This window comes from Rahnella sp. R3(2024) (genome assembly GCF_042920125.1).
Classification (GTDB): domain Bacteria; phylum Pseudomonadota; class Gammaproteobacteria; order Enterobacterales; family Enterobacteriaceae; genus Rahnella; species Rahnella rivi.
Genome location: NZ_JBHGBU010000001.1, coordinates 1,889,914 through 1,913,605, shown reverse-complemented (window position 1 = coordinate 1,913,605; position 23,692 = coordinate 1,889,914). Strand labels below are relative to the sequence as shown.

20 protein-coding genes are annotated in these 23,692 nt (G+C 53.8%); 7 read left to right on the top strand and 13 right to left on the bottom strand.

What is annotated here, in order from left to right; all coding sequences use genetic code 11:
• Nucleotides 1-69: 69 nt before the first annotated feature.
• The 6 genes from gorA to ABSH60_RS08680 all read right to left on the bottom strand — a co-directional run bounded on the left by gorA (nucleotide 70) and on the right by ABSH60_RS08680 (nucleotide 6,987).
• Entirely contained in the window at nucleotides 70-1,422 is a 1,353-nt protein-coding gene (gene gorA, locus ABSH60_RS08705; RefSeq protein WP_390973579.1) for a glutathione-disulfide reductase, read from the bottom strand.
• 175 nt (nucleotides 1,423-1,597) lie between these two features.
• Nucleotides 1,598-2,440 (bottom strand): 23S rRNA (adenine(2030)-N(6))-methyltransferase RlmJ, encoded by an 843-nt coding sequence (locus ABSH60_RS08700; RefSeq protein ID WP_056775575.1) that lies wholly within the window; start codon nucleotides 2,438-2,440, stop codon nucleotides 1,598-1,600.
• Nucleotides 2,441-2,520: 80 nt separating this feature from the next.
• Nucleotides 2,521-3,249, bottom strand: coding sequence for a GntR family transcriptional regulator (locus tag ABSH60_RS08695; protein WP_122097251.1), 729 nt, complete (start codon nucleotides 3,247-3,249; stop codon nucleotides 2,521-2,523).
• Between the two features lie 92 nt (nucleotides 3,250-3,341).
• A complete protein-coding gene (locus tag ABSH60_RS08690; protein ID WP_390973576.1) occupies nucleotides 3,342-4,379 on the bottom strand; it encodes an oxidoreductase in 1,038 nt (345 codons plus the stop codon).
• Nucleotides 4,380-4,405: 26 nt separating this feature from the next.
• On the bottom strand, nucleotides 4,406-5,659 hold the full coding sequence (locus ABSH60_RS08685; RefSeq protein WP_390973574.1) for a PTS transporter subunit EIIC: 1,254 nt from the start codon (nucleotides 5,657-5,659) through the stop codon (nucleotides 4,406-4,408).
• Between the two features lie 17 nt (nucleotides 5,660-5,676).
• Complete coding sequence (locus ABSH60_RS08680) at nucleotides 5,677-6,987, bottom strand: 6-phospho-beta-glucosidase (protein ID WP_390973572.1); 1,311 nt, start codon at nucleotides 6,985-6,987, stop codon at nucleotides 5,677-5,679.
• A gap of 335 nt (nucleotides 6,988-7,322) precedes the next feature.
• Between ABSH60_RS08680 and prlC the strand changes: the two genes are divergently transcribed.
• Nucleotides 7,323-9,383, top strand: a complete 2,061-nt coding sequence (prlC, locus tag ABSH60_RS08675) for an oligopeptidase A (protein WP_056775560.1) — start codon at nucleotides 7,323-7,325, stop codon at nucleotides 9,381-9,383.
• A 9-nt stretch (nucleotides 9,384-9,392) separates the two neighbouring features.
• Nucleotides 9,393-10,139, top strand: a complete 747-nt coding sequence (gene rsmJ, locus ABSH60_RS08670) for a 16S rRNA (guanine(1516)-N(2))-methyltransferase RsmJ (RefSeq protein ID WP_056775557.1) — start codon at nucleotides 9,393-9,395, stop codon at nucleotides 10,137-10,139.
• Nucleotides 10,140-10,240: 101 nt separating this feature from the next.
• On the opposite strand, the gene uspA is transcribed toward rsmJ, so the two are convergent.
• Together uspA and ABSH60_RS08660 are read right to left on the bottom strand one after the other, a co-directional pair.
• On the bottom strand, nucleotides 10,241-10,681 hold the full coding sequence (uspA, locus tag ABSH60_RS08665) for a universal stress protein UspA (RefSeq protein WP_014333460.1): 441 nt from the start codon (nucleotides 10,679-10,681) through the stop codon (nucleotides 10,241-10,243).
• A gap of 53 nt (nucleotides 10,682-10,734) precedes the next feature.
• Nucleotides 10,735-11,031, bottom strand: a complete 297-nt coding sequence (locus ABSH60_RS08660; RefSeq protein WP_136376333.1) for a hypothetical protein — start codon at nucleotides 11,029-11,031, stop codon at nucleotides 10,735-10,737.
• On the opposite strand from ABSH60_RS08660, the gene uspB reads away from it, so the two are divergent.
• Nucleotides 11,030-11,365, top strand: a complete 336-nt coding sequence (gene uspB, locus ABSH60_RS08655) for a universal stress protein UspB (RefSeq protein ID WP_056775554.1) — start codon at nucleotides 11,030-11,032, stop codon at nucleotides 11,363-11,365. The two genes, ABSH60_RS08660 and uspB, sit on opposite strands and share 2 nt — an antisense overlap.
• A 104-nt stretch (nucleotides 11,366-11,469) precedes the next feature.
• On the opposite strand, the gene pitA is transcribed toward uspB, so the two are convergent.
• Nucleotides 11,470-12,975, bottom strand: a complete 1,506-nt coding sequence (gene pitA, locus ABSH60_RS08650; RefSeq protein WP_390973569.1) for an inorganic phosphate transporter PitA — start codon at nucleotides 12,973-12,975, stop codon at nucleotides 11,470-11,472.
• A gap of 322 nt (nucleotides 12,976-13,297) precedes the next feature.
• On the opposite strand from pitA, the gene ABSH60_RS08645 reads away from it, so the two are divergent.
• Nucleotides 13,298-14,500 (top strand): aminoacetone oxidase family FAD-binding enzyme, encoded by a 1,203-nt coding sequence (locus tag ABSH60_RS08645; RefSeq protein WP_390973567.1) that lies wholly within the window; start codon nucleotides 13,298-13,300, stop codon nucleotides 14,498-14,500.
• 141 nt (nucleotides 14,501-14,641) lie between these two features.
• Here ABSH60_RS08645 and ABSH60_RS08640 read toward each other — a convergent pair whose 3' ends face one another.
• Nucleotides 14,642-14,950 carry a hypothetical protein gene (locus ABSH60_RS08640; protein ID WP_390973565.1) on the bottom strand — a complete coding sequence of 103 codons (309 nt, stop codon included), beginning with the start codon at nucleotides 14,948-14,950 and terminating at the stop codon, nucleotides 14,642-14,644.
• Between the two features lie 41 nt (nucleotides 14,951-14,991).
• Nucleotides 14,992-16,647 (bottom strand): methyl-accepting chemotaxis protein, encoded by a 1,656-nt coding sequence (locus tag ABSH60_RS08635; RefSeq protein WP_390973563.1) that lies wholly within the window; start codon nucleotides 16,645-16,647, stop codon nucleotides 14,992-14,994.
• Between the two features lie 431 nt (nucleotides 16,648-17,078).
• Here ABSH60_RS08635 and ABSH60_RS08630 point away from each other — a divergent pair, with 431 nt between their 5' ends.
• Together ABSH60_RS08630 and ABSH60_RS08625 are read left to right on the top strand one after the other, a co-directional pair.
• A complete protein-coding gene (locus ABSH60_RS08630; protein WP_390973561.1) occupies nucleotides 17,079-18,245 on the top strand; it encodes a serine hydrolase in 1,167 nt (388 codons plus the stop codon).
• 268 nt (nucleotides 18,246-18,513) lie between these two features.
• The gene (locus ABSH60_RS08625) at nucleotides 18,514-19,524 is read left to right on the top strand and encodes an FKBP-type peptidyl-prolyl cis-trans isomerase N-terminal domain-containing protein (RefSeq protein ID WP_390973559.1); all 1,011 of its coding nucleotides are present in this window, start codon (nucleotides 18,514-18,516) and stop codon (nucleotides 19,522-19,524) included.
• A 62-nt stretch (nucleotides 19,525-19,586) separates the two neighbouring features.
• Here the strand turns inward: ABSH60_RS08625 and ABSH60_RS08620 are convergent, their stop codons facing one another.
• Nucleotides 19,587-21,305 carry a GNAT family N-acyltransferase gene (locus ABSH60_RS08620; RefSeq protein ID WP_390973557.1) on the bottom strand — a complete coding sequence of 573 codons (1,719 nt, stop codon included), beginning with the start codon at nucleotides 21,303-21,305 and terminating at the stop codon, nucleotides 19,587-19,589.
• A gap of 196 nt (nucleotides 21,306-21,501) precedes the next feature.
• On the opposite strand from ABSH60_RS08620, the gene ABSH60_RS08615 reads away from it, so the two are divergent.
• Nucleotides 21,502-22,719, top strand: coding sequence for an MFS transporter (locus ABSH60_RS08615; protein WP_056775529.1), 1,218 nt, complete (start codon nucleotides 21,502-21,504; stop codon nucleotides 22,717-22,719).
• A 15-nt stretch (nucleotides 22,720-22,734) separates the two neighbouring features.
• On the opposite strand, the gene ABSH60_RS08610 is transcribed toward ABSH60_RS08615, so the two are convergent.
• Entirely contained in the window at nucleotides 22,735-23,232 is a 498-nt protein-coding gene (locus ABSH60_RS08610; protein WP_122097264.1) for a GNAT family N-acetyltransferase, read from the bottom strand.
• Between the last annotated feature and the right edge of the window lie 460 nt (nucleotides 23,233-23,692).

The window sequence follows — 23,692 nt, the reverse complement described above, 5'->3', positions numbered from 1 at the left end:
AAAAAAGGCTTCCGATCCGCAGATCTGAAGCCTTTTTACTGCATCGCGTTAGCGTCGCAAGGGCGCGAATTAACGCATAGTTACAAACTCTTCCGCACCGGTCGGGTGGATAGCGACGGTGTTGTCGAAGTCTTTCTTGGTCGCGCCCATTTTCAGTGCAACCGCGAAGCCCTGCAACATTTCGTCCATGCCATAACCGATGCCATGGATGCCGACGATTTTCTCTTCCGCACCCACGCACACCAGTTTCATGCGGCACGGCTGACGGTGCTGCGTAACGGCGGTGTACATGGCGGTGAACTGAGATTTATACACTTTCACGTTCTCTTCGCCGAACTGCTCTTTCGCTTGCGGTTCGGTCAGGCCGACCGTGCCGATTGGCGGGTGGCTGAACACGACGGTGGCGATGTTGCTGTAATCCAGATGCTCGTCAGGTTTGTTGTTAAACAGACGTTCAGAAAGACGACGACCTGCGGCAACGGCAACCGGGGTCAGTTCAACCGCACCGGTGTTATCGCCCACGGCGTAAATCCCTTTTACGCTGGTGTTCTGGAATTTATCGACGACGATATACCCTTTTTCGTTGGTTTTCACACCCGTCGCTTTCAGGTTGAAGTTGTCGGTTTCCGGTTCGCGGCCAATCGCCCAGACCAGGCTGTCGACTTCAAATTCCTGACCGTTTTCCAGTTTCAGCGTCAGGCTGCCGTCGGCATTTTTCACCACTTCTTTCGGAATGGATTCTTTATGCAGCGCCGGGCCTTCGGCTTCCATCACTTCAACCAGCGTATCGACCATCAGCGGATCGAAAGAACGCAGCGGCGCGTGTTTACGCACGAACAGGTGAGTTTCAGCACCCAGGCCGTTCATCACACCGGCGATTTCTACCGCAATGTAACCCGCGCCGACAACGGCAACGCGTTTTGGCATCTCAGTCAGATCAAAGAAACCGTCGGAATCGATGCCGTATTCTGCACCCGGAATACTTGGGTGGCTCGGGCGACCGCCGGTGGCGATCAGGATGTGATCCGCGGTGATCTTCTCGCCGTTCACTTCCACGGTATGATCGTCAACGAAACGCGCGAAACCTTTGATCACGTCAACGTTGTTTTTGCCCAGCACGTTATCGTACGAGGTGTGGATACGGTCGATGTAGGCGGTACGGTTGGCGACCAGCGTTTTACAGTTAAAGCTGTTAACGGTGGTATCGAAGCCATAATCCGGGCCGTAGTTGCGGATCGCTTCAGCGATTTGCGCGGCGTGCCACATGACTTTTTTCGGGACACAACCCACGTTGACACACGTGCCGCCCAGCTCTTTAGCTTCGATCAGCGCACATTTTTTCCCATACATGGCTGCACGGTTGATTGATGCGATACCGCCGCTGCCGCCGCCAATTGCCAGATAGTCATAATGTTTGGTCATCGGATTTTCCATGAGTTGTCAAAAATGAAGAACGCCATACCGGCGTCGCTAATCTTAAAAATTGCTGTGAGTTTAGCGCGTGAATGCGTTTTGTCGCAAAGTTTGGATCGATGGCTGCAATAGGTTTGATAGCCGGGACCTTAGAAAAAGGTCCCGGCGAAGGGCAATTCTTTACTTACTCAGGCACAACCCATTTGACCGTGGTGTGACCGGTACCGGAAGGGACCAGCACTTTCAGCAGCCATGGCAGCACGTTGTTCATCTGCTGCTCGAGCTTCCACGGCGGATTGATGACGATCATGCCGGAAGCCGTCATACCGCGCTGATCGCTGTCCGGGCGCACGCCCAGCTCGATTTGCAGGATGCGGCGGATGCCGGTCGCTTCAAGATCACGCAGCATTTTCTTGATCTGCTGGCGCATGACCACCGGGTACCACAGCGCGTAAGTGCCGGTGGCAAAGCGCTTGTGGCCTTCCTGAATGCCTTTCACCACGTCCTGATAATCTGTTTTCAGTTCGTACGGCGGATCCATCAGGATAAAGCCACGGCGCGACAGCGGAGGCAACTGGGCTTTCAGCTGCTGGTAGCCATCGCTACGCGAAACGCGGGTGCGGTCATCTTTCTGGAATTCACTGCGCAGCAGCGGGAAATCGCTCGGGTGCAGCTCGGTCAGTTGCAGTTTGTCTTCTTCGCGCAGCAGCTGACGGGCAATCAGCGGTGAACCCGGATAATAACGCAGGCTTTCGTTGCGGTTGAAGTGGTTGACGACGGACATATAAGCCGCCAGTTCTTCAGGAATATCATCACGTTGCCAGATGCGCGCGATGCCTTCCAGGTATTCGCCGGTACGTTCGGCGTGTTCGCCGCTCAGCTGATAGCGCCCGGCACCCGCGTGGGTGTCGAGATAAAGGAAGGGTTTTTCTTTTTCTTTCAGAGACTCGATGATCAGGCTCTGAACGGTGTGTTTCAGGACGTCGGCATGGTTGCCAGCGTGAAAACTGTGGCGGTAACTCAGCATAAATATCATGTTCCGGAGTGGCGTATTGGCGACAGTATAAACTGTTTGCCCTCTTCATACTTCACGTTGCAGGCGTGATCTTACTTCCCCACCCAGCTGTTCTTGATTTTGAATTTGTCTGCGCGGTTATAACTGATTGAGTAATTGAAGGTTTTTCCGTCTTCCAGTTTGGTAATGCCCGACACTTTCAGCATTGGCAGGCCGGTTTCACACGCCAGCAGCGCGGAAAGCGCGTCATCAAACAGCGAGGCCTCGATGACGGAGTTATAGAATTTAATTTTTCTGCCGGTTTTATTTTCAATGAATTCATATAACGAGCCATTTTGTAAAACGGACTCAGGAATAATGTCGATGATTGTACAGGGAATATAGGAATCTTCGATCAGCACCGCAATATTGTCCACCAGCCGGACGCGGCGAATATAATGCACCTCGTCGTCTTCATGAATATCCAGCTGGCTGGCGATATATTCCCCGGCTTTGAGGGTATGCAGGCTGATTAAGCGGCTGGACACTTTCACGTCATCTTTGAATTCCCGAGAAAAACCGAGAATAGAATCGCTGGTACCGTTATTGAGCAGATAAACGTTATCTTCAATGACTTTGGTGACGTACATCCCTTTGCCATGAATACGTTCGATAAAGCCTTCCTGTTCCAGCATGTGCATAGCTTTTTGCAATGTCACGCGCGTCACTTCATAACGCAGGGCCAGTTCGCGCTCGGAAGGAATTTTGTCACCAACCCGATACTCTTTATTGAGGATCGCCTGTTTCAGGCTGTTTTTGATATCAATGTAGCGGGCGGCCATGGGCGTAACTTCTTCATGTCAGGGTTTATTTTTGAGCAGTATAGACAGATGCCCCGCAGACCGGAAGCGCAGGCTCCCGGTCTGCGCGCGTGTCATCGCAGGCGGATCAGCGCCGGTGCCGGCTGTTCAAATGCGCGATGCAGAATTTCCATCGTGGTCATCACATCTGCGGCAGGCACATACGGCGGCTGTCCCTGAGATAAGGTGGCATGGACCGCATCGTAAACGCGGCCATAATCGCCGTTGCCCGCATCGACACGTTCGGTAATGGTTTCACCGTGTTCATCCAGATATTTCAGTACGCCATATTCCGTTTCCTGACCAAAATCTGCGGTGCCCGGTAATTTCCCGGCTTTCAGCCAGGTTTCCTGTTGATCGATATTCAGTTTGATAAAAGAGCCTTTTTCTCCGTGAAGAATAAATTTCGGGTAAGGCTGCATCACCAGATGGCTGCATTTAACAATGGCTTTGGTCTTGCCGTAATAAAGCTGCAGTTCAAAGGTGTCGTCAGGGTTATTTTTATTTCGCACCGAACGGATATCGTAATGCACACATTCCGGCCGTCCGAACAGGCTGACCACCTGATCGACAAGATGAACGCCCAGCCCGTAAAAAGCGCCGTGGGTATAATCGGCCGGTGCATCGGGGGCGTCAGGGCGGAAGTAATCAAAATGACTTTCGAACTCGACAATATTACCGAGCAGGCCGCTGTTGATGACTTTTTTCACCGCCTGGAAACAACTGTCGAAACGGCGGTTCTGATAGGGCGTCACCGTCAGCCCTTTTTCCGCAGCCAGCGCAAATAAGCTCCGTGCTTCTTCCAGCGTGCGGGTAAACGGCTTTTCGACGATGACGTTCTTTCCGTGTTCAAGGCAGATTTTTGCATAGTCATAATGGGTTTGCGGCGGGGTACACAGGGTCACCAGCGTAATGCTTTCGTCGTGCAGAATATCATTGAGATCAGAGGTGAAGCGGATGCCCTGATAAGCCTCTTCTTTCTCAATGTCCGGGCGACGGGTGATGTCAAAAATGGTGCGAACCGCAAAGGTATCGCGCCGCTGCAAAACGTAAGGCAGATGGTAGCGCGTTGCGCTTTTTCCGAATCCTACAAACGCACAGTTTATCTTCATGATGATGTATTCCTTGTCGTTAAGATTTATGCATTGACCTGCAAAGCCGGAACAGGCTGTTCGCTGTGCTCCATCGCCAGCTGTTTCTTTTCCAGCACGCGGAAGAAGGGATAATAGATCATTGCTGAAATAATAATCATGACGCCTGACCAAATGGCTGCCGGAATATTCCCGCCGGTGGCAAAATAGGCATTGAAGAAGGGCGGCATGGTCCACGGGATCTGCAAGACCGGGCGGCCAATAATATTAAACGCCATCAGGAACCAGGACAGAGTGCAAAGCAGCATCGGCGTGATAATTAACGGCAGCATCATCAGCGGATTAAACACCATCGGCACGCCGAAAATAACCGGCTCATTAATACAAAACAGCGACGGCGCAAAAGACATCCGGCCCAGCGATTTATAATAACGACTTTTCGACATCATCATCGCCAGCACCAGTCCCATCGTCGCGCCGGACCCGCCGGTGCAAATAAAGAAGTTATAAAAACCTTCCGCAAAGATATGGGGTATTGGCTGGTGGCTGAGATAGGCCTGAGTATTTTCGACAATAAACTTGAGAAATATCGGTGCGGTAATGCCGGAGAGCACGTTGGTGCCGTGAATGCCGCAGCACCAGAGCAGCGAGATAAGAAACACCAGCACCAGCATACCTGGCAACGTGCCCAGGCCGATGACCAGCGGGCTTAAGATCAGCGTGAAAAATGCGTTGATATCAAAATGCAGGATCACCCGCACAAACCACACCAGCGCCAGACAGACGAACGCCGGAATGACGCCGATAAAGGACTGTAATACGGCGGGAGGCACGTTTTCCGGCAGCCGGATATAGATTTTATGTTCGATAAAAAAGCGAATGATATAGACGGTCAGCACCGAAAGAATAATGGCCGAGAACAGACCGGACGCCCCGAGATTTTCGACGTTTAACGTATATTCATCGTTAAGCTGCGCCATCAGAAATACGGCGACGGTGATCCCGCTGCACATCAGTCCGTCAAGCTTGTAATGTTTCGCCAGATTGTAACTGATGCCGATGGCCGACATTAATCCGATCATCCCGAAGGTCACAATGACCGGCACATTCAGCGCGGTGCCGAACTGGCCTAAATATTCCGTCCAGCCGGGGATCGGCAGATTGGCGATAATTAAGAAGATACTGCCGGAAATAATAAACGGCAGCGTCAGCGGAATGCCGTTTCTGACGGCGACCAGAATAACGTTTTCGCCCACTTTCACCAGAGAGGGGACAACGCGTGATTCCAAAAATTTCATCATGAGGTTTTACCTGTCTTTCAATAATCATATTGAGGTAAATAAGCCCGGTTTACCGCCAGGTATTCGTCGAGAATTTTTTCGGCGATATCCACGGACGGCATCAGCGGATGCACCGAGAGCGCCATTAATGCCGTGGAATAATCGCCGGTGACGGCAGCGTCGATCGTGAGTTCTTCGAACGCTTTAACGCTCTGGATCAGGCCGCGGATTTTCGACGGCAAACGGCCATACGCCAGCGGATGCGCGCCCTGACGGTCAATCACCGCGTTAGTTTCCACCACACTGTTTTCGTCAAGATCCGGCGTGGCACCGCGATTTCGCGTATTGACGACGTGGATTTCCTGCCGGTTGTTATAAATCGCGCTGATGATCGAACAGGCAGTGTCTGAGTAATACGCGCCGCCGCGGCTTTCCAGTTCTTTGGGTTTACTTCCAAGCTGCGGGTTTTTATAGATTTCAAAAAGCTGGCGCTCAATTTCACGCGTTTGTTCTCCGCGTGTGCCGTGCGTCTGACTGTCTTGTACGCTGTGCGCCACCATTTCACGGCGCAGATAGAAATATTTCAGGTAGGAAAGGGGATACAGCCCGAGTGCGCGGATAAAGGCGGGCGGCAATCCGGTGTCGGGAATGTTTTTCAACTGATGCTGACCGTTGCCCTGCGCCAGCTTTTCGATAAATTCTGCCGTAACGTCGTGGCCGCTGACGGCGATCTGATCGGCAAAAATCAGGTGGTTCAGCCCCATCACGCGGGCATACACGTCTTCGCGGCGTACGTCATACACCTTGGCGATATCCATCATCATGCTGTTCGCGCCGCTGCAAATCCCCAGAGTTTTGATGCACGAATATTTTTCGATGGCTTCGGTGACAATCCCCGCCGGATTGGTGAAATTGATCAGCCACGCCTCCGGGCACAGCCTTTCCATATCACGGCACAACGCTAACAGCACGGGAATGGTGCGTTGCGCTTTCATAAACCCGCCCGCGCCGGTGGTTTCCTGCCCGAGAACGCCGTATTTCAGCGGGATCGCCTCGTCGTGAATGCGGGCTTCCTGCTGGCCGACGCGCAGCTGGGTAGTGACGAAATCCGCATCACGCAGCGCGGTTTCCCGGTCGGTGGTCAGATGGACCGTCATCGGGATACCGGCTTTTTTCACCATCCGCTGCGCCAGCGCGCCCACAATGTTCAGCTTTTCTTCACCGGCGGCAATATCCACCAGCCAGAATTCCGACACCGGTAATTCGGCGTGGCGGCGGATAAAGCCGTCGATCAGTTCCGGTGTGTAACCTGAGCCGCCGCCCAGCGTGACAATCTTGAGTGTTTTCATTCCCTGCTGACTCCCTGCGTTGTTGAAAAACCGTACTGGCATATGCCAGATGACAGGAAGTTAACACGAATAACCTTGCTGTAAATAAGGGTTAACGGGCAGGCACAGACAAAGATGAAAAATGCGAGGCAGGTCTTGCTGTAAGCTGATAATTCGAGCGGGAGTGATTGATAACATGAATGTCTGTGCCTGCCGGGCGATATCGGCGCCACCCTTGATTTCCCCGTCACTTGACCGCATGTTAGAAGTTACGTCATCTTTAAGACGACCCGAATTCACGGCGTGGTGCGCCACAGACGCATCAGCCCCAAACGCTATTACGAAGGACTGGCCCTATGACTGAACAGCAAAACGCGTCGAATCCGCTCTTAAAACCGTTCTCCCTGCCGCCTTTCTCTGCGATCCAACCTGAACATATTGTCCCTGCGATGAAGTCTGCGATTGAAGAAAGCCGCCAGACCATCGAACGCGTGGTCGCACAAGGTGCGCCATATACGTGGGAAAACCTGTGTCAGCCGCTGGCAGAAAGTGACGATCGTCTGGGGCGTATCTGGTCGCCGGTCGGCCACCTGAATGCGGTGAAAAACAGCCCGGAACTGCGTGAAGCTTACGAGCAGTGCCTGCCGATTTTATCCGAATTCAGTACCTGGGCGGGTCAGCATGCCGGGTTGTATCAGGCTTATTGCGATCTCAAAGCCAGCGAGCATTTCAACACGCTGTCCGTGGCGCAGAAAAAAGCCATTGATAACGCGCTGCGTGATTTCGAGCTGTCCGGCATTGGTTTGCCGATGGAAAAACAGAAACGTTACGGTGAAATTTCCGCGCGTCTGTCCGAGCTTGGCTCGACTTACAGCAACAACGTGCTCGACGCCACTATGGGCTGGAGCAAACTCATCACGGATGAGAACGACCTGAAAGGTCTGCCGGAAAGCGCGCTGGCGGCTGCCAAAGCGCTGGCCGAATCGAAAGAGCAGGAAGGCTGGTTGCTGACGCTGGATATCCCGAGCTATCTGCCGGTGATTACCTACGGTGAAAACCGTGCGCTGCGCGAAGAAATGTACCGCGCATTCGGCACCCGCGCCTCCGATCAGGGCCCTAACGCCGGTAAGTGGGATAACAGTGAAGTGATGGCGGAGATTTTATCGCTGCGTCATGAACTGGCGCAGCTGCTGGGCTTTGACTCTTACGCGGACATGTCCCTCGCCACCAAAATGGCGGAAAGCCCGGCGCAGGTGATCGACTTCCTGAGTGGTCTGGCGACGCGTGCCCGCCCGCAGGGTGAGCAGGAGCTGGCGCAGTTGCGCGCCTTCGCCAAAGAACACTTCGGCGTGGATGAAATGGAAGCCTGGGATTTGCCGTTCTACGGTGAAAAACAGAAACAGCATCTGTTCTCCATCAACGACGAGCAACTCCGCCCTTATTTCCCTGAACAGCGTGCGCTGGAAGGGCTGTTCGAAGTGGTGAAACGTATTTACGGCATCACTGCCAAAGAGCGTAAAGACGTGGAAACCTGGCACAAAGACGTACGTTTCTTCGATCTGTTCGATGAAACCGGCGACCTGCGCGGCAGCTTCTACCTCGACCTGTATGCCCGCGAGCACAAACGCGGCGGCGCCTGGATGAATGACTGCGTCGGCAGCCTGCGTAAAGCTGACGGCGAGCTGCAAAAACCGGTCGCGTACCTGACCTGTAACTTCAACGGCCCGGTCGGCAATAAACCGGCGCTGTTCACGCATAACGAAGTCACCACGCTGTTCCATGAGTTCGGTCACGGCCTGCATCATATGCTGACCCGCATCGACACTCCGGGAGTCGCCGGTATTTCCGGTGTGCCGTGGGATGCTGTCGAGCTGCCAAGCCAGTTTATGGAAAACTGGTGCTGGGAGCCGGACGCGCTGGCGTTCATCTCCGGCCATTTCGAAACCGGCGAACCGTTGCCGAAAGAGATGCTTGATAAAATGCTGGCGGCGAAAAACTATCAGGCGGCGCTGTTTATCCTGCGTCAGCTGGAGTTCGGCCTGTTTGATTTCCGTATGCATGCGGAATATGACCCGGCCAAAGGCGCGCAAATCCTGCAAACGCTGGCAGAAATTAAGAAGCAAGTTGCCGTGGTGCCGTCACCGTCATGGGGACGTTTCCCGCATGCTTTCAGCCACATCTTTGCAGGTGGTTATGCGGCCGGTTACTACAGCTATCTGTGGGCGGAAGTACTGTCTGCCGATGCGTATTCCCGCTTTGAAGAAGACGGGATTTTCAACCGCGAAACAGGTCAGTCGTTCCTCGATAACATTCTGTCGCGCGGCGGTTCCGAAGAGCCGATGGAGCTGTTCAAACGCTTCCGCGGGCGTGAGCCGCAGCTGGATGCTATGCTGCGCCACTACGGAATCAAAGGATAACCTCTGCCTGTGAGTGTGTGTTTACTGTGTGAAGAAGGCGCCGATGAAGGCGCCTTATCTGTTCTGGCGCAGCGCTGGAATCTGACGTCTGATCCGGATGCCGTGATGGCGCTGGTGCTGACGCCTGAACGTCTGGAATTACGCAAACGCGACGAGCCCAAACTCGGGGCGATTTTTGTCGATTTCGTCGGCGGCACCATGGCGCACCGTCGTAAATTCGGCGGCGGACGCGGTGAAGCGGTGGCGAAAGCCGTCGGTGTTAAAGGCCGCTATCTGCCGGATGTCGTCGATGCCACCGCAGGGCTGGGGCGCGATGCGTTTGTGCTCGCTTCTCTGGGCTGCAAGGTGCGGATGCTGGAGCGCAATCCGGTCGTGGCAGCATTGCTCGATGACGGGCTGGCGCGTGGCTATCGCGATGCGGAAATCGGTCCGTGGCTGCGTGAGCGTATGACGCTGCTGCACGCTTCAAGCCTGACGGCGCTTTCTGAGCTTTCCCCGAAGCCGGAAGTGGTGTATCTCGATCCGATGTATCCGCACAAACAGAAAAGTGCGCTGGTGAAGAAAGAGATGCGGGTGTTTCAGGGACTTGTCGGCCCGGATGAAGATGCCGATGGCCTGCTGGAACCGGCGCGGCGTTTAGCGACAAAACGCATCGTGGTGAAACGCCCGGATTACGCCCCGCCGATGGCCGATATTCCTGCCCAGGCCGCCGTGGTCACCAAAAGCCACCGGTTTGATATTTATACGCCGCTGTAACGCGCTGGTGCTTTAGCCACTTCCGCTATAGCCATAAAAAAATGCCCGCCGGTTTTTCACCTGCGGGCATTTTTATAGCCGTTTCAGCGAGACAGTGTGTCTTACGCTTCTTCTTCCTCATCGCGCAGCGGCACGATCAGCATGTCGATATGTACGGTGTTGATCAGCTGGCGGGCGGAGGACATCAGTTTGCTCCAGAAATCCTGGTGATGGCCGCACAGCACCAAATCCACGCCGTATTTATTAATCGCATCAACCAGAACCTGTGCTAAATCACCGCTGCCACTCAGGGTTTCTGAAATCGGATAACCTGCGTTTTGCGACAATTCATTCAGCGCGTGGTGAGTTTCTTCGGAAATACGTTTCTGCATGTCGCCCAGATTGACGTCGATAAGGCCGGTGTACAGGTCTGAATAGTTCACATCAACGTGGATCAGGGACACTTTAGCGTTGTAAGGGCGCGCCATGGAGACGGCTTTCTCAACTAAAACCTTGCTCTCCGGCGACAGGTCTACAGCAATGAGTATGTGTTTGTAAGCCATAAGAAAACTCCTTCCATAAGTCGGTTAACAGCAATATCTGCATCATGCGAAAGTCATGCTTTTAGTATAGCGCCAAAATGGTTAAACAAATCAAGCATACAGATCCCATTTCCTGTTCCGGCAATCGATAGATATAAATAATATGAGGCGTCTTCCCTATTTCCAGATTCGTTTCCTACACTGAATAATGCAGGCTTCTCCTGTTTTGGCAATTTTCTGTGATGTGAAAGAGGGCGGACATATTCGTGTCCGGGGGTGTGAAATCGCGGAAAGGCAGGGCGAAACGTCGGGTGTGCGGCAGAGTTGATGGCCGCAGTGCGCGGGGTGAGTTCGCCTTGAGGGGGAATCATGATCAGTCCCGTTGCGCTATTTTGGGCTTTGTGTTTTGTGTGTGTGGTGAATATGCTGCGCTATTATTCTTCTTTGCGCGCATTGCTGGTGGTTCTTCGGGGATGTGATCCCCTGCTGTATCAATATGTTGATGGCGGTGGATTCTTTACGTCTCACGGGCAACCGAGTAAGCAAATCAGGCTGGTGCGTTATATTTATGCTCAGCGCTACGTTGAACATCACGATCCTGAATTTATCCGCCGTTGTGAGCGGGTGCGCGGTCAGTTTGTTCTGACGACAGCGCTGGTAGGGCTTATTCTCATCAGTATGATGGCGATGCTCATCTGGTATTAAATCTGAATAATCGTTGTGAGGATGTGTGAAAAAGGAAATAAAAAAGGCGACCTTGTTCAACACAGGTCGCCTTTTTCTATTCTGAACCGAGATTCAGACGCTTATCAGATGAGCTTCAGCGCAATCCAGTACAACAGGCCGGAAAGGACAATCGAGACTGGCAGGGTTAAGATCCAGGCCATCGCGATGTTTTTCACGGTCTTCGACTGCACACCGCCACCGTCCACAATCATGGTGCCCGCCACCGCAGAGGACAACACGTGTGTCGTGGAAACCGGCATACCCGTGTAGCTGGCAACACCGATAGACACCGCCGCAGTAAGCTGTGCTGACAGACCCTGTGCGTAGGTCATGCCTTTCTTACCAATCTTCTCGCCAATGGTGGTCGCAACGCGCTTCCAGCCAATCATGGTGCCCAGCGCCAGTGCCAGAGCCACAGCGATGATGATCCAGATCGGAGCATATTCCACGGTTTGAAGAATGTCGGTTTTCAGTTCACCCAGGAAGCGTTTATCCGCAGGTGACGTTTCCGGCAGCTTAGCGACTTTATCTGCCGTATCAGACACGCACATCAGCAGGCGACGCATATGGCTGCGTTCATCCGGTGACAATGCGCTGTAGGACGGAAGATTGGTCAGCAGAGTTTGCGCACGGCCAATAGCATCAAGCGCATGGCTGCTGTCGCAATGGAACACTTTTGCTGCATCGGTCGGGGCGATATTCACGTCTGGCGCAGGCACCAGTGGCGTTTGTGCTACCACGTGGGGTACCGCATCAACGTGCTGCTGATAATACTGCCCGAGGTGCGTCACGGCGTCGCGGGTACGGGTAATGTCGTAACCGGTGGCGCTCATGTTCAGCACAAAACCTGCCGGAGCTACACCAATCAGAACCAGCATGATAAGACCGATGCCTTTCTGACCGTCGTTAGCGCCGTGAGAGAAGCTCACGCCGATAGCCGACAGGATCAGACCAATACGGGTCCAGAACGGCGGCTTTTTCTTGCCGTCTTTCTTTTCACGTTCAGCAGGCGTCAGGTGGATACGGGCATGTTTCTTGTTGCTGCTCCAGTAGCGACGTAACAGGAAAATCATGGTCCCCGCCACAATCATCCCGACCAGAGGCGAGATAATCAGAGAGGCAAAAATACCGATCATTTTTGGGATGTTTAATGCATCGACCACGGACGTGTGAGTCATTAATGCATTGGTCAACCCGACACCAATGATGGCGCCGATCAGCGTATGGGAGCTGGACGCCGGCAGGCCGAAATACCAGGTGCCGAGGTTCCAGATGATCGCTGCCAGTAACATCGAGAACACCATGGCAAGGCCATGAGTGGAACCCACGTTGAGCAGAAGATCGGTTGGAAGCAAATGGACGATGGCATAAGCCACACTCAAACCACCGAGTATGACGCCAAGAAAGTTAAACACACCCGCCATCACGACCGCTAATTGCGAACGCATTGCCCGGGTATAGATGACGGTTGCTACTGCATTGGCCGTATCATGAAAACCGTTAATGGCTTCATAGAACAGGACAAACAGTAACGCGAGAATCAATAACGAACCGGTATGAATATCCAACCCGGCAAATAGATGCAGCATAATTGTTACGCCAGTTAGTGGTCATGAACGCCGCGCATTATCTGCGAGAACAGGGGGCCGATAAAAGGAAAATATGACATTTTTTTGATTAAAAACAGTTCAAAAAATGTTGCAATGTAGATTAACTATTTATTAATCAGCAGGTTGTTGGGTCTTTGCAGTCTGAAACATTTGCTTACTTTGCCTCATGCAATGCCCCTGTGACTGGTTTATACCCCGTCAGTCCCTTACAATCCGCGACGCGCAGCGGTCAAAATCCTCCTGTGCGCAGGGCGTATCCTATTTAAAACGTAGCTGAATTTTCCGGAAAGAGAGGCCAAAAGTGGAACAGGTTGATGTGGTAGTCATAGGTGCGGGTGCGGCAGGCATGTTCTGTGCAGCGCAGGCCGGACAGGGTGGCTGCCGGGTTCTGCTGCTGGATAATGGTAAGAAAACCGGACGTAAAATTTTGATGTCGGGGGGCGGACGCTGCAATTTTACTAATCTGTATGCCGAACCGGCCGCCTATCTTTCCGAAAACCCGCATTTCTGCAAATCCGCCCTGGCGCGTTACACCCAGTGGGATTTTATCGACATGGTCAACCGCTACAACATCGCCTGGCACGAGAAAACCCTCGGTCAGCTTTTTTGCGATGACTCCGCGCAGCAAATTGTGGCGCTGCTGGATAAAGAATGCGAACTGGGCAATGTCGATGTCCGGTTGCGCAGTGAGATTTCCGACGTACAGAAAACGGAAAATGGCTTTGTCATCAAGGTGAACGGCTCAACTGTAAGCACTCACTCACTTGTTGTTGCAAGCGGAGGGCTTTCCATGCCGGGACTGGGCGCGACGCCGTTCGGTTACCGTCTGGCGGAGCAGTTTGGGCTGAAAGTATTGCCGACCCGCGCCGGTCTGGTGCCCTTTACCCTGCACAAACCGCTGTTGGATCACCTGCAAACCCTCTCGGGCGTGTCAGTGCCTGCGGTGCTGACCGCAGAAGACGGCACGGTTTTCCGTGAAAGCATTCTCTTTACCCATCGCGGCATGTCCGGCCCGGCCGTTTTACAGCTTTCCAGCTACTGGCTGCCTGGTGAGTTTGTGAGCGTTAACTTACTGCCTGATGTCGATCTGGCGGCGTTTCTCAATGAGCAGCGGCAGGAACATCCCAATCAAAGCCTGAAAAATACGCTGGCGATGCAACTGCCGAAGCGTCTGGTGGAATGTCTGCAAACGCTCGGCCAGTTGCCGGACGTGACGCTCAAACAGCTCAACGTGCCGCAGCAGGCGGAGCTGGTTGAACAACTGCAAAACTGGCAGGTGCAGCCGAACGGCACCGAAGGTTACCGCACGGCAGAAGTGACGCTCGGCGGTGTCGATACCAGGGAGTTGTCTTCTAAAACCATGGCCGCTGCGAAAGTGCCGGGTTTGTACTTTATCGGTGAAGTGGTGGACGTGACTGGCTGGCTGGGCGGTTACAATTTTCAGTGGGCGTGGAGTTCCGCGTGGGCCTGTGCGCAGGATTTGGTGGCTGGCCGCGTCAGCTAACCCAATTCATCAATTTCGCACCGCGACTGGCTGCCAGTTATCACGGCGATGAATACAAAAACACCCTGAAAATACTCGCGAATCTTCAGGGTGACCCTTCACATGCTCCGTGTCAGGTATCTGGCACTGTTTAACGCGTTCTCAGGACAAGAATCTTTTCAGGTTTTCCAGCATATTGGTCATCATGCCAAAGGCCATATTCACGCTGTGAATGCTGTAATACAGCGTTATATCGTGGCGCATCAGGTAAGTTTCAAAACATTTATCTGCCAGCACTGCCTGAACTTCCAGGCTGCGATCGCGAAAATGGCGGCAGTTATTGATGTACAGATCCAGCGACCGGTATTCCCCGGTGGCAAGCTGATTCACCAGCGCCGCCATCTGTTCAAAGCTCTCCACCAATGCCTTGTGCTTTTCCAGATGGTCTGCGTGCTCCTCAAGATTATCCATAATGCTGTTCTCCCTGTAATAAGACGACGGTAAAAGCCTGATCAGAAACGTTGCCAGTCGGCCTCATTGTGTGGCGGAGTGCCCGGTTTTTGGGTGCGCGGCAGTGCAGCCAGCGTCTGCGCCGGTTTTACGAAGGACTGACGCTGACCGGTGGCGTCGCTCAGGCGGAATTCACCCACCAGCCGCGCCAGGCCGTCGGCCTGATCCTGCAACGAGCGTGAGGCTGAAGAGGCTTCTTCCACCAGCGCGGCGTTCTGCTGGGTCACATCATCCATCTGATTAACGGCCTGATGCACCTGAGAAATCCCCTGACTCTGCTCGGTAGCCGCAGCGGCAATCTCGTTCACCAGATCCGTAACCTGACGGATGGCGTTGCCCATCGAGTTCATGTTCTCGCCGACATCGCCCGCCTGATGGGCACCGGCTTCGATCAGGCTGTAGGAGAGGTCGATCAGTTCTTTTATTTCACGCGCGGCGGTGGTCGAACGCTGTGACAGATTTCTGACCTCACCGGCCACCACAGCAAATCCTTTTCCGTGCTCACCGGCGCGTGCCGCTTCCACGGCGGCGTTCAACGCCAGAATATTGGTCTGGAAGGCGATGCCCTCGATAAGCGTGATGATCTCGGTGACTTTGCGGGAACTGCTGCGGATATCGCCCATGGTGCTCAGCATGGTTTCCAGCGAGGAGGCACTTTTCTCCGACAGCGCATTCATGTTGCCCGCCAGCTGGCTGGCCTGACGCGTGTTGTCGGCGGTCTGGCGAACCGTCTCGCTGAGCTCGGTCATGCTGGCGGCGGTCTGTTCCAGCGAGGCGGCCTGCTGCTCGGTGCGCGAGGAGAGATCTTCGTTACCGGCCGCGATTTGTGCCGACGCGCTGCTGACCGACTGTGACGCCGCACTCACGGACAACAGTGCTCCGGAGACGCGTTGCATCAGGCTGTTGAAGGCGCGGGCCATGTTGCCCACTTCGTCATGACGGCTGGCATCGGCGCTCACCGTCAAATCCAGCCGTTCGCTGGCGATGGTCATGATATCCCCGATGGCCAGCAGGCTTTTCCGTACGCGGCGGATGGTGACCAGCGCAAAGAAACCCAGCAGCAGGATGGTGAGCGTCACGCCGCTGCCCATTCCCCAGAGTGTGGCGTTGAAAATGCTGCGGTTAGTGGCGCGCAGCCCCTCACCGATGTCGATGTTAACGGTAAGCTGTTTCTGGTAATCGGAGATGAGCTGACGGATAGCCATGCCGATGCCGCCGTCGCCCTCAATCAGCGCCAGACTGACGTCATCCTGATGCGCCCGTGATGAGGCCAGAAACGCCGGGAGTTTTTCCTCCACTTTACGAATATTGTCGAAAGCGACGTGGGTCAGCCTTTCATCTTCAGCGCTGGAGATATCGTGTTGCAGATAATATTCCGTCAACGTTTTCAGCCCGGCAATCCGCTGCTGAATGAGCGTTTCTACCTCAGGCATTTTGCTGTTATCGGTCTGGCTCTGGTGTTTATAGAGCGTGAGGGAAAGCCTGTTGCTCTGATCGATGAGTTTATTGAGATCTTTGATGGATGGGATCGCATTGACCTGAACGTATTCAAACCGGTCCTGGAAACCCGAAATCAACATAATGGCGGCGACCCCCAGAGCGATGAGGGCGGCAGATAGCAGTGAGAACGTCAGTAAAAGACGCTGTGTGATGTTCATATTTTCCCCTGATTTTAAAAGTCCGGCCTTCGTGAAAGTGGCATGACGTGAATCAGGGTTATCGGCAAAGGTTGCGCTAACGTTAATTAAACCGATCTAATTCAATTATTTACGTTAAGTCAATGTTTCGCGTTGGTGTTTAAAGTGATTTTTTATGCACGTAAAGAGATTTTTCATGCTCTCTCAGACGATGTTGAATGATTCCCCCGACGCCCGGCGGGTTTGTGCAAAAGAACATCAGGATCGCGTCAATTTCTCATTGAAAAGCGCGGGGAAATGACACAGTCTGCGGCCTGCAGCGCGCCATCCGGCGAGCCTCTTTTTCTGTCACAAGGTCATCTGATGTGTATTCACTATCGTCACCGTTTAACTTCCCTCTATAAATCAATGCAATGAAAAGAATAACGGGACGATTTTCTGGCCTGAGCATCATGCTTCCTTTGCTTCTGACCGCGTGCGGAACCTTATCCGAGATGCAGGTGAAAGAAAGCCCGCAGGCGGTAAAGCAACTTGCCTGCACGAAAAATCTCGACGGGCTGGTTGACGGTATTGTTCAGCACTATATGAAGAAGGAAAAAGCCAGCGGCCTGGCGATAGGGATTATCCGCAACAACGGCGAAGCCCGGACCTGGGGCTATGGGTACACCAACGCGGTAAATGGCTACAAAATTGACGGGGAAACGCTGTTTGCCCTCGGTTCAGTGAGTAAGGGCGTGACCGGTGAAGTGGTGGCCGGGCTGGTCGATAAAGGGCAGCTGAACTGGGACGATAAACTCTCGGACTTATTGCCGAAAAATATTCTGCTCAGCCCGGATGCCCGGAACATCACCTTGTTGCAGCTGGCCACACATACTTCCGGTTTACCGCGACAAAACATGAACAAAGACATGTTGCAGAGCTTCCTGAAATATCTGTATACCGGCGACAATTTTTATAACGAACTGGACAGCGATGCGGTAGTGAACGATCTCTCTTCGTTCAAAAAGCCGCAAAAGCGGGAGCCTCAGTATTCCAATCTGGGTTACGCGCTTCTTGGCTACATTCTCAAAGTAAAAACCGGCGAAGACATCCAGCAACTGGCGTATGACTTTATCTTTAACTCGCTGAAAATGAGCAATACCAGCTTCCACGGCCCGACGCTGAAAGATTACCCTTATCGCGCGATCGGTCATGCGGGCGATCAGCCGAAGTTTATTCGCCGCGGCAAAGTGGTGCCTGACTGGTACTTCACCAACAACATGGTGGCGGCGGCCAATCTGTACAGTAACGCCGATGATCTGCTGAAATATCTTCGTGCGCATATCGAGAATTCCCGCACCGGCGATCTCAACGCGGCTATTCAGGTCACAGAAAAAGTCTATTTCGAAAGAGAAATTGAGGCCGCCAATATTGCCTGGGTCACTGATTATAAAGATAACCAGATAATTACATACCAGGTCGGATATATCGGCGGATACTCGAGTTATATCGGGTTTGATAAAAAACATCAGAATGCTGTTGTCGTGTTACAGAATTCCTTTAACTGGAGTAACTATATTGGTCATGATTTGTTATTAAAAATGGCAATGGCGGATGACTACCGGGAAACCTGTCAGTAAACATCCTCATTAAGTGCGAAAAATCCTAATATATTCATGATCATGTAAAGTAAATAATGTGAAAATAATTCGCATTATTTACTCGTGTATGAAATCATTGCGCCATCATGTTTTGAATCTTTTGTCACCATTGCAAAGTGGGCTTCACTTTATCCGCAGGAAAACTCGCTGCATTTTCTATTTTAATGTGCACCGGTTTTATCGCGATGAACGCTATTTCCCTGATTTATAAGATTCAACAAAGTAATTTTATTGCGAAGGTAATTCCATGTCTTTTATTCCTGCGAAGAAGAGCGCTTATGTGCTAAGCCTCATGATGATGTTTTGTTATTCCTTTAAGGTTTTTGCCAATGAACCGGCCGCTGCTCAGGTTACCGGTTCGGAAAATAACGCCGCCGGGATTGCGCCAGCCGTACCCGCTGCACCTCTGACGACGCCGCAAACCCCGGAGACGGCGGCGGTCACGGCTGAGGCACCTGCACCGGCCTTACCGGATGTCACTCCGCCCGCTACGCCAGACGCACAGCCTGCTGCCCCGGCCGATGCCGTGACCACGCTGCCCCTTACTCACGCGACGGCGGAACCCGAGCCTGAGCCTGAGCCGGTAAAAGAACCGGCCGCTGAAGTTGCGCCGGAGCCTGAGAAAGTCGCTTTCAGCCTGAACAGCGAAGAGCAAAAGCGTGCCTATGCCAGCGGCGTTGCCATGGCTAAATACATTGAAGCGCAGATTGTCGAGCAAAAGGCGCTGCACATTACGCTGGACAAAGACATTCTTCTGGCCGGGATCACCGATACCTTTAACCAGCGCGAAAAGATGAGTCCGCAGGATGTGCAGGCCACGCTGACGGCGTTTGATGAGCAAGTGAAGATCCTGACGCAGGCGGCGACAGCGAAAGAGCAGGGCGCAGAGAAAGCCTTTATTGAAGAGTTTGCCAAACGTCCGGGTGTGAAAAAGACCGCAAAAGGCCTTTACTATCTGGTTGAAAATAAAGGTGAAGGTGCGGTCATCAAAGACACCAATCAGGTGGAGGTGACCTACAAAGGGGAATTACTCGATGGCACTATGGTGGATGGCCCGCAAATCGACAATGCGAACCAGATTTTCCGCGTGGCCGACATGCCGCCTGTCCTGCGTGATGCCGTGAAACTTGTCCGCAAAGGCGGAAAAGTGACGATTGTTATCCCGCCTGCCGCTGTCGGGAAAAACAGTGAGGAAGGCAAGCCAAAATCAGTGGTGATTTACACGGTGTCTGTGGTGAACGTGAACAACCCGCACTGACCGCCGGTCAGCACTCCCCTTCGCCGGGGAGGCCGCTTTCCTGCCACAGCCTCTCTGGCACATTATGCCAGAGAGGCACTTTCCTGATGCACCGCAATATAGCGCTCAAATTTGGCCGGTTTCAGCTGGCTGAGATCCACCAGCACCAATCCGTCGATGCAGTTGTTGAATTCCGGGTCGCTGCCGAAATCGATAAACTGCACGCCGCCGCTTTCGCAAAGTTCAGAATACTGCTTATACAGCGCCGGAATGCTGCATCCGAGATTGGCCAGCAGACGTTTGAGGCGCTGCAAATCTTCCTGATAATCATCACCGCAAAACTGCGCTAACACGTCAGGCAACGACGCCGGATAAGGGCGCAGTGAGGTCGCCAGTGGCAGCGTCGGGGCGAAATACAGTCGATAAAATGCCACCAGCAAATCGCGGGCGGGCAGCGGCATGCCGCCGGAAATCGACACCGGGCCAAACAGATAACGCGTTTGCGGATATTTCGCCAGATACGCGCCGATGCCCAGCCAAAGATAGTCCAGCCCGCGCTTTCCCCAGTACGCAGGCTGAATAAAGCTGCGTCCGAGTTCGATACCCTGCGCCAGAATCGGATCCATCTGGTGGCCGTACTGAAACAAACTCTGGCTGTAAATTCCGTTCAATCCTTTGCTGGCGACCTGATCGGCGGTCGGAATAAACCGGTACGCGCCGACAATTTCCAGCGCCTGAGGATCCCACAGCACCAGGTGATAATAGTCGTCATCGTAACTGTCGAGATCCCGACGGCGGCCGCTGCCTTCACCGACGGCGCGGAAGGCAATTTCGCGCAACCGGCCCAGTTCGCGCAAAATCGGCACCGTATCTTCCCCGTGACGGCGATAGAGATAAATCATCTTGCCGTCCGGCGTTTTGCCCAGCACTTCGCTGGCTTCCAGCGCGTGTTTCAGCACCGCCCGATCTTCGGCGCGGGCAATCGACGTTTCAGTGTGGAACAGCCCCGGTTTGCCTGCACCAAGGCGGTAAAGATGTTTACGAAAACGCGCCGCCAGATCCCCCGCCTGCATCTGCCCGTCGTGCCAGCTGGCATACGGAATGCGCGCGCCGATTTTAAGCGTCAGGCTGTTGCCGCGCTGGCCAAACATTTCATGCACCAGCAGCAGGGTACTCAGCGGGCGGTAAATCATCGACGTGAGATAAAACAGCGCACTGTTGCTGCCGCTGATATGCACCGGCACCACCGGCGCACGGGCTTTGGCCGCGAGGCGGATAAATCCGGTGTGCCATTTGCCGTCGCGCACGCCTTTCGAGCTCATCCGCGACACTTCGCCTGCCGGGAAGACAATCAGCACGCCCTGATTTTGCAGATGCTCCTGCATTTGCGTGACCTGATTGCGGCGGGTACGGTTGCCCATATTGTCCACCGGGATCATCAGGCTGCCGAGCGAAGACACCAGCGATAACAGCTGATTTGCCACCACTTTGACATCCGGGCGCACCGACGCCACTGCGTGCAACAGCGCGAGGCCGTCGAGCGTGCCAATCGGATGGTTCGCCACCACCACCACCGGCCCGTAACTCGGGATCTGCTCCCGGTCACGCTCTGTCAGTTCACAGCGAATATTGAAATGCTCAAGCACCTGCTCGGCCATATCAATCCCTTTCAGGTGCTGATACTTGTCGGCAAAACGGTGAAATTCTTTTTCGCGGAAAAGGGTTTTTAACAGACGGCGTTGCCAGGAAGGGGTTTTGTGCTGCGGGTCGAGATCCTGAAACAGGGTATCCATGCTGAACATAGGATGTCCTCCGGTTGAAGTCTCCCGACCATAATCAGCGCACATGACAGCGATGTGACGTTTTGATGGCAGTAAGAGGAAGGCTGAATAAAACACCGGTTCAATTTGTTGCGAAAACAACCAAATACCCATAGAGTCAACACTCCTGCATGGCGACTAAAATGCCCAACCCATCTTTCGTGAGACGCTGATTTCCATGCCCGCTCCCGCTTCGCCCGATTTATCTCCGGCTGCTGCTTCAAAGACCACGCTGCGCATTCTTTCGATTCTGGTGTTCAACTTTGCTAATTATCTGACCATCGGTCTGCCGCTGGCGATCCTGCCGGGGTATGTACATGAGCATCTCGGTTACAGCGCGTTTTGGGCGGGCCTGGTGATCAGCCTGCAATATTTTGCGACGCTGCTCAGCCGCCCGCATGCCGGGCGTTATGCCGATAAAGTCGGACCCAAAAAAGTGGTGATGATCGGCCTGACCGGCTGCCTGCTGAGCGGGGTGTTTTACCTGCTGGCGCTGTGGCTGGATGCCTCACCGGCGGCCAGTCTGGCGCTGCTGTGCATCGGACGCTTGCTGCTTGGCGCGGGGCAAAGTTTCGCAGGCACCGGTTCAACGCTGTGGGGCATCGGCGTGGTGGGTTCGCTGCATATCGGCAAAGTCATTTCGTGGAGCGGGGTGGTGACGTATGGCGCGATGGCGATTGGCGCGCCGCTCGGCGTGTGGATTTTCAGCCTTGGCGGCCTGACCCTGCTTTCCGGCTGCATAATTCTGGTGGCGCTGACGGCGTTGCTGGCGGCGTGGCGTAAAGCGCCGGTGGCGGGGAAAGCCGCGACACAACTTCCGTTCCGGCAGGTGCTGGGCAAAGTGTTGCCGTACGGGCTGGCGCTCGGGCTGGCGTCCACCGGCTTTGGCGTGATCGCGACGTTTATCACGCTGTTTTACGATGCCAAAGGCTGGTCGGGCGCGGCATTCTCTTTGACGTTTTTCAGCGCGGCGTTCGTGGGAATGCGGCTGCTTTTCCCCAACTGCATCAACCGTTTTGGCGGCCTGCGCGTTTCTCTGGTGTGTTTCGCCGTGGAAATCATCGGGCTGATTTTGGTATTTTTCGCCCCAACGGCTGGGGTGGCGATGGGCGGCGCGTTTCTTACCGGCGCGGGCTTCTCGCTGGTCTTTCCGGCGCTGGGTGTGGTGGCGGTTAAAAAATTGCCGCAGGAAAATCAGGGCAGCGCGCTGGCAACCTATTCGGCATTTCTGGATTTATCACTGGGTGTCACCGGCCCCCTGGCGGGAATACTGATGGCGCAGGCGGGGATCGGGGCGATTTATCCTGGCTCGGCGCTGCTGGTTCTGGTGGCGATGGCGCTGGTGCTGCGGCTGTTGTTACGTCCTTCACCGCAGAAAACCCGCGCCGACCTCTGATTCTTTTTCAACACATTACACGCCGTGCAGGCGGCCCATGTGCAGCGTATCCACCAGCTCACCGTCACGCATCGCATAGCAAGGGCTGCGGCCTTCGAGCATGAAACCAAACTTTTTGTACAAGGCGATGGCGGCGTCATTGTCAGCATAGACCGTCAGTTCCACGCGTTTCACCTGCAGCCACTTGTCACACAGCTCAAGAGCGGCCGCGAGCAATTTGCTGCCCACTCCTCTTCCCTGAAAACTGACATCCACGCCAATGCCGAACGTGGCGACGTGGCGGCGTCGCCAGGGCTCTTCCACGATCAGCGTCAGATTCCCGACCAGTTTGCCGTCAATGCAGGCCACCAGCGCGAAACGGTGAGGAGAAGAATTCGCCAGGCGGCCTTCCCAGAGCGCGGCGGGTGGATAAGGAAGTTGCAGAGTGTCGCTGTACACCGGCACCTGCGCGTAAAGTTGCCCAAGCGCCTGCGCGTCCGTTGATTCAGCATGGCGTATAACGATTTCGCTCATAGCGACACTCCTTTTAGTGTGGTTACTGTTTGAATATCCTCTAGATTTATCAGGAATAATAAAAGTGTCAATGTGTCATGTGGTGAAAAAAAATGCTTTACAAGTGCGAATGATAATGATTATTATTGCCATGCGTTCCGGGGATGGCCTCACACCAAGGTCAAACGGGTCCCCATGAATGCACGACATTGCTCACATTGCTTCCAGTATTATTTAGCCAGCCGGGTGCTGGCTTTTTTTTTGCCTTATTTTGAGCGGCAGAGGTGATGGCTCCGTTCACTCGCCCGGATCACTGACTCATGTACTGTCTCAGGTAAACCCGCCGGGATTCGCTTGCCTGCCACTCACACTCTTTAGATGAAATCTTTTTCACTCTCTGCCCAAACCCGCCTTTATCTCCTGCAATTCCTTTGAATTTAGTCATCTGCGTTTGTTCATATTTTTTGAACAGAGGGGTGAA

Bases quoted from the DNA above. Each gene is read 5' to 3' on its own strand.
- ABSH60_RS08610 (WP_122097264.1), bottom strand. From the start codon at position 23,232: ATGAGCGAAATCGTTATACGCCATGCTGAATCAACGGACGCGCAGGCG.
- ABSH60_RS08685 (WP_390973574.1), bottom strand. From the start codon at position 5,659: ATGATGAAATTTTTGGAATCACGCGTTGTCCCCTCTCTGGTGAAAGTG.
- ABSH60_RS08690 (WP_390973576.1), bottom strand. From the start codon at position 4,379: ATGAAGATAAACTGTGCGTTTGTAGGATTCGGAAAAAGCGCAACGCGC.
- uspA (WP_014333460.1), bottom strand. From the start codon at position 10,681: ATGGCTTACAAACACATACTCATTGCTGTAGACCTGTCGCCGGAGAGC.
- ABSH60_RS08700 (WP_056775575.1), bottom strand. From the start codon at position 2,440: ATGCTGAGTTACCGCCACAGTTTTCACGCTGGCAACCATGCCGACGTC.
- ABSH60_RS08615 (WP_056775529.1), top strand. From the start codon at position 21,502: ATGCCCGCTCCCGCTTCGCCCGATTTATCTCCGGCTGCTGCTTCAAAG.
- ABSH60_RS08640 (WP_390973565.1), bottom strand. From the start codon at position 14,950: ATGGATAATCTTGAGGAGCACGCAGACCATCTGGAAAAGCACAAGGCA.
- gorA (WP_390973579.1), bottom strand. From the start codon at position 1,422: ATGACCAAACATTATGACTATCTGGCAATTGGCGGCGGCAGCGGCGGT.
- ABSH60_RS08680 (WP_390973572.1), bottom strand. From the start codon at position 6,987: ATGAAAACACTCAAGATTGTCACGCTGGGCGGCGGCTCAGGTTACACA.
- ABSH60_RS08625 (WP_390973559.1), top strand. From the start codon at position 18,514: ATGTCTTTTATTCCTGCGAAGAAGAGCGCTTATGTGCTAAGCCTCATG.
- ABSH60_RS08620 (WP_390973557.1), bottom strand. From the start codon at position 21,305: ATGTTCAGCATGGATACCCTGTTTCAGGATCTCGACCCGCAGCACAAA.
- ABSH60_RS08660 (WP_136376333.1), bottom strand. From the start codon at position 11,031: ATGATTCCCCCTCAAGGCGAACTCACCCCGCGCACTGCGGCCATCAAC.
- pitA (WP_390973569.1), bottom strand. From the start codon at position 12,975: ATGCTGCATCTATTTGCCGGGTTGGATATTCATACCGGTTCGTTATTG.
- ABSH60_RS08695 (WP_122097251.1), bottom strand. From the start codon at position 3,249: ATGGCCGCCCGCTACATTGATATCAAAAACAGCCTGAAACAGGCGATC.
- ABSH60_RS08630 (WP_390973561.1), top strand. From the start codon at position 17,079: ATGCTTCCTTTGCTTCTGACCGCGTGCGGAACCTTATCCGAGATGCAG.
- prlC (WP_056775560.1), top strand. From the start codon at position 7,323: ATGACTGAACAGCAAAACGCGTCGAATCCGCTCTTAAAACCGTTCTCC.
- ABSH60_RS08635 (WP_390973563.1), bottom strand. From the start codon at position 16,647: ATGAACATCACACAGCGTCTTTTACTGACGTTCTCACTGCTATCTGCC.
- uspB (WP_056775554.1), top strand. From the start codon at position 11,030: ATGATCAGTCCCGTTGCGCTATTTTGGGCTTTGTGTTTTGTGTGTGTG.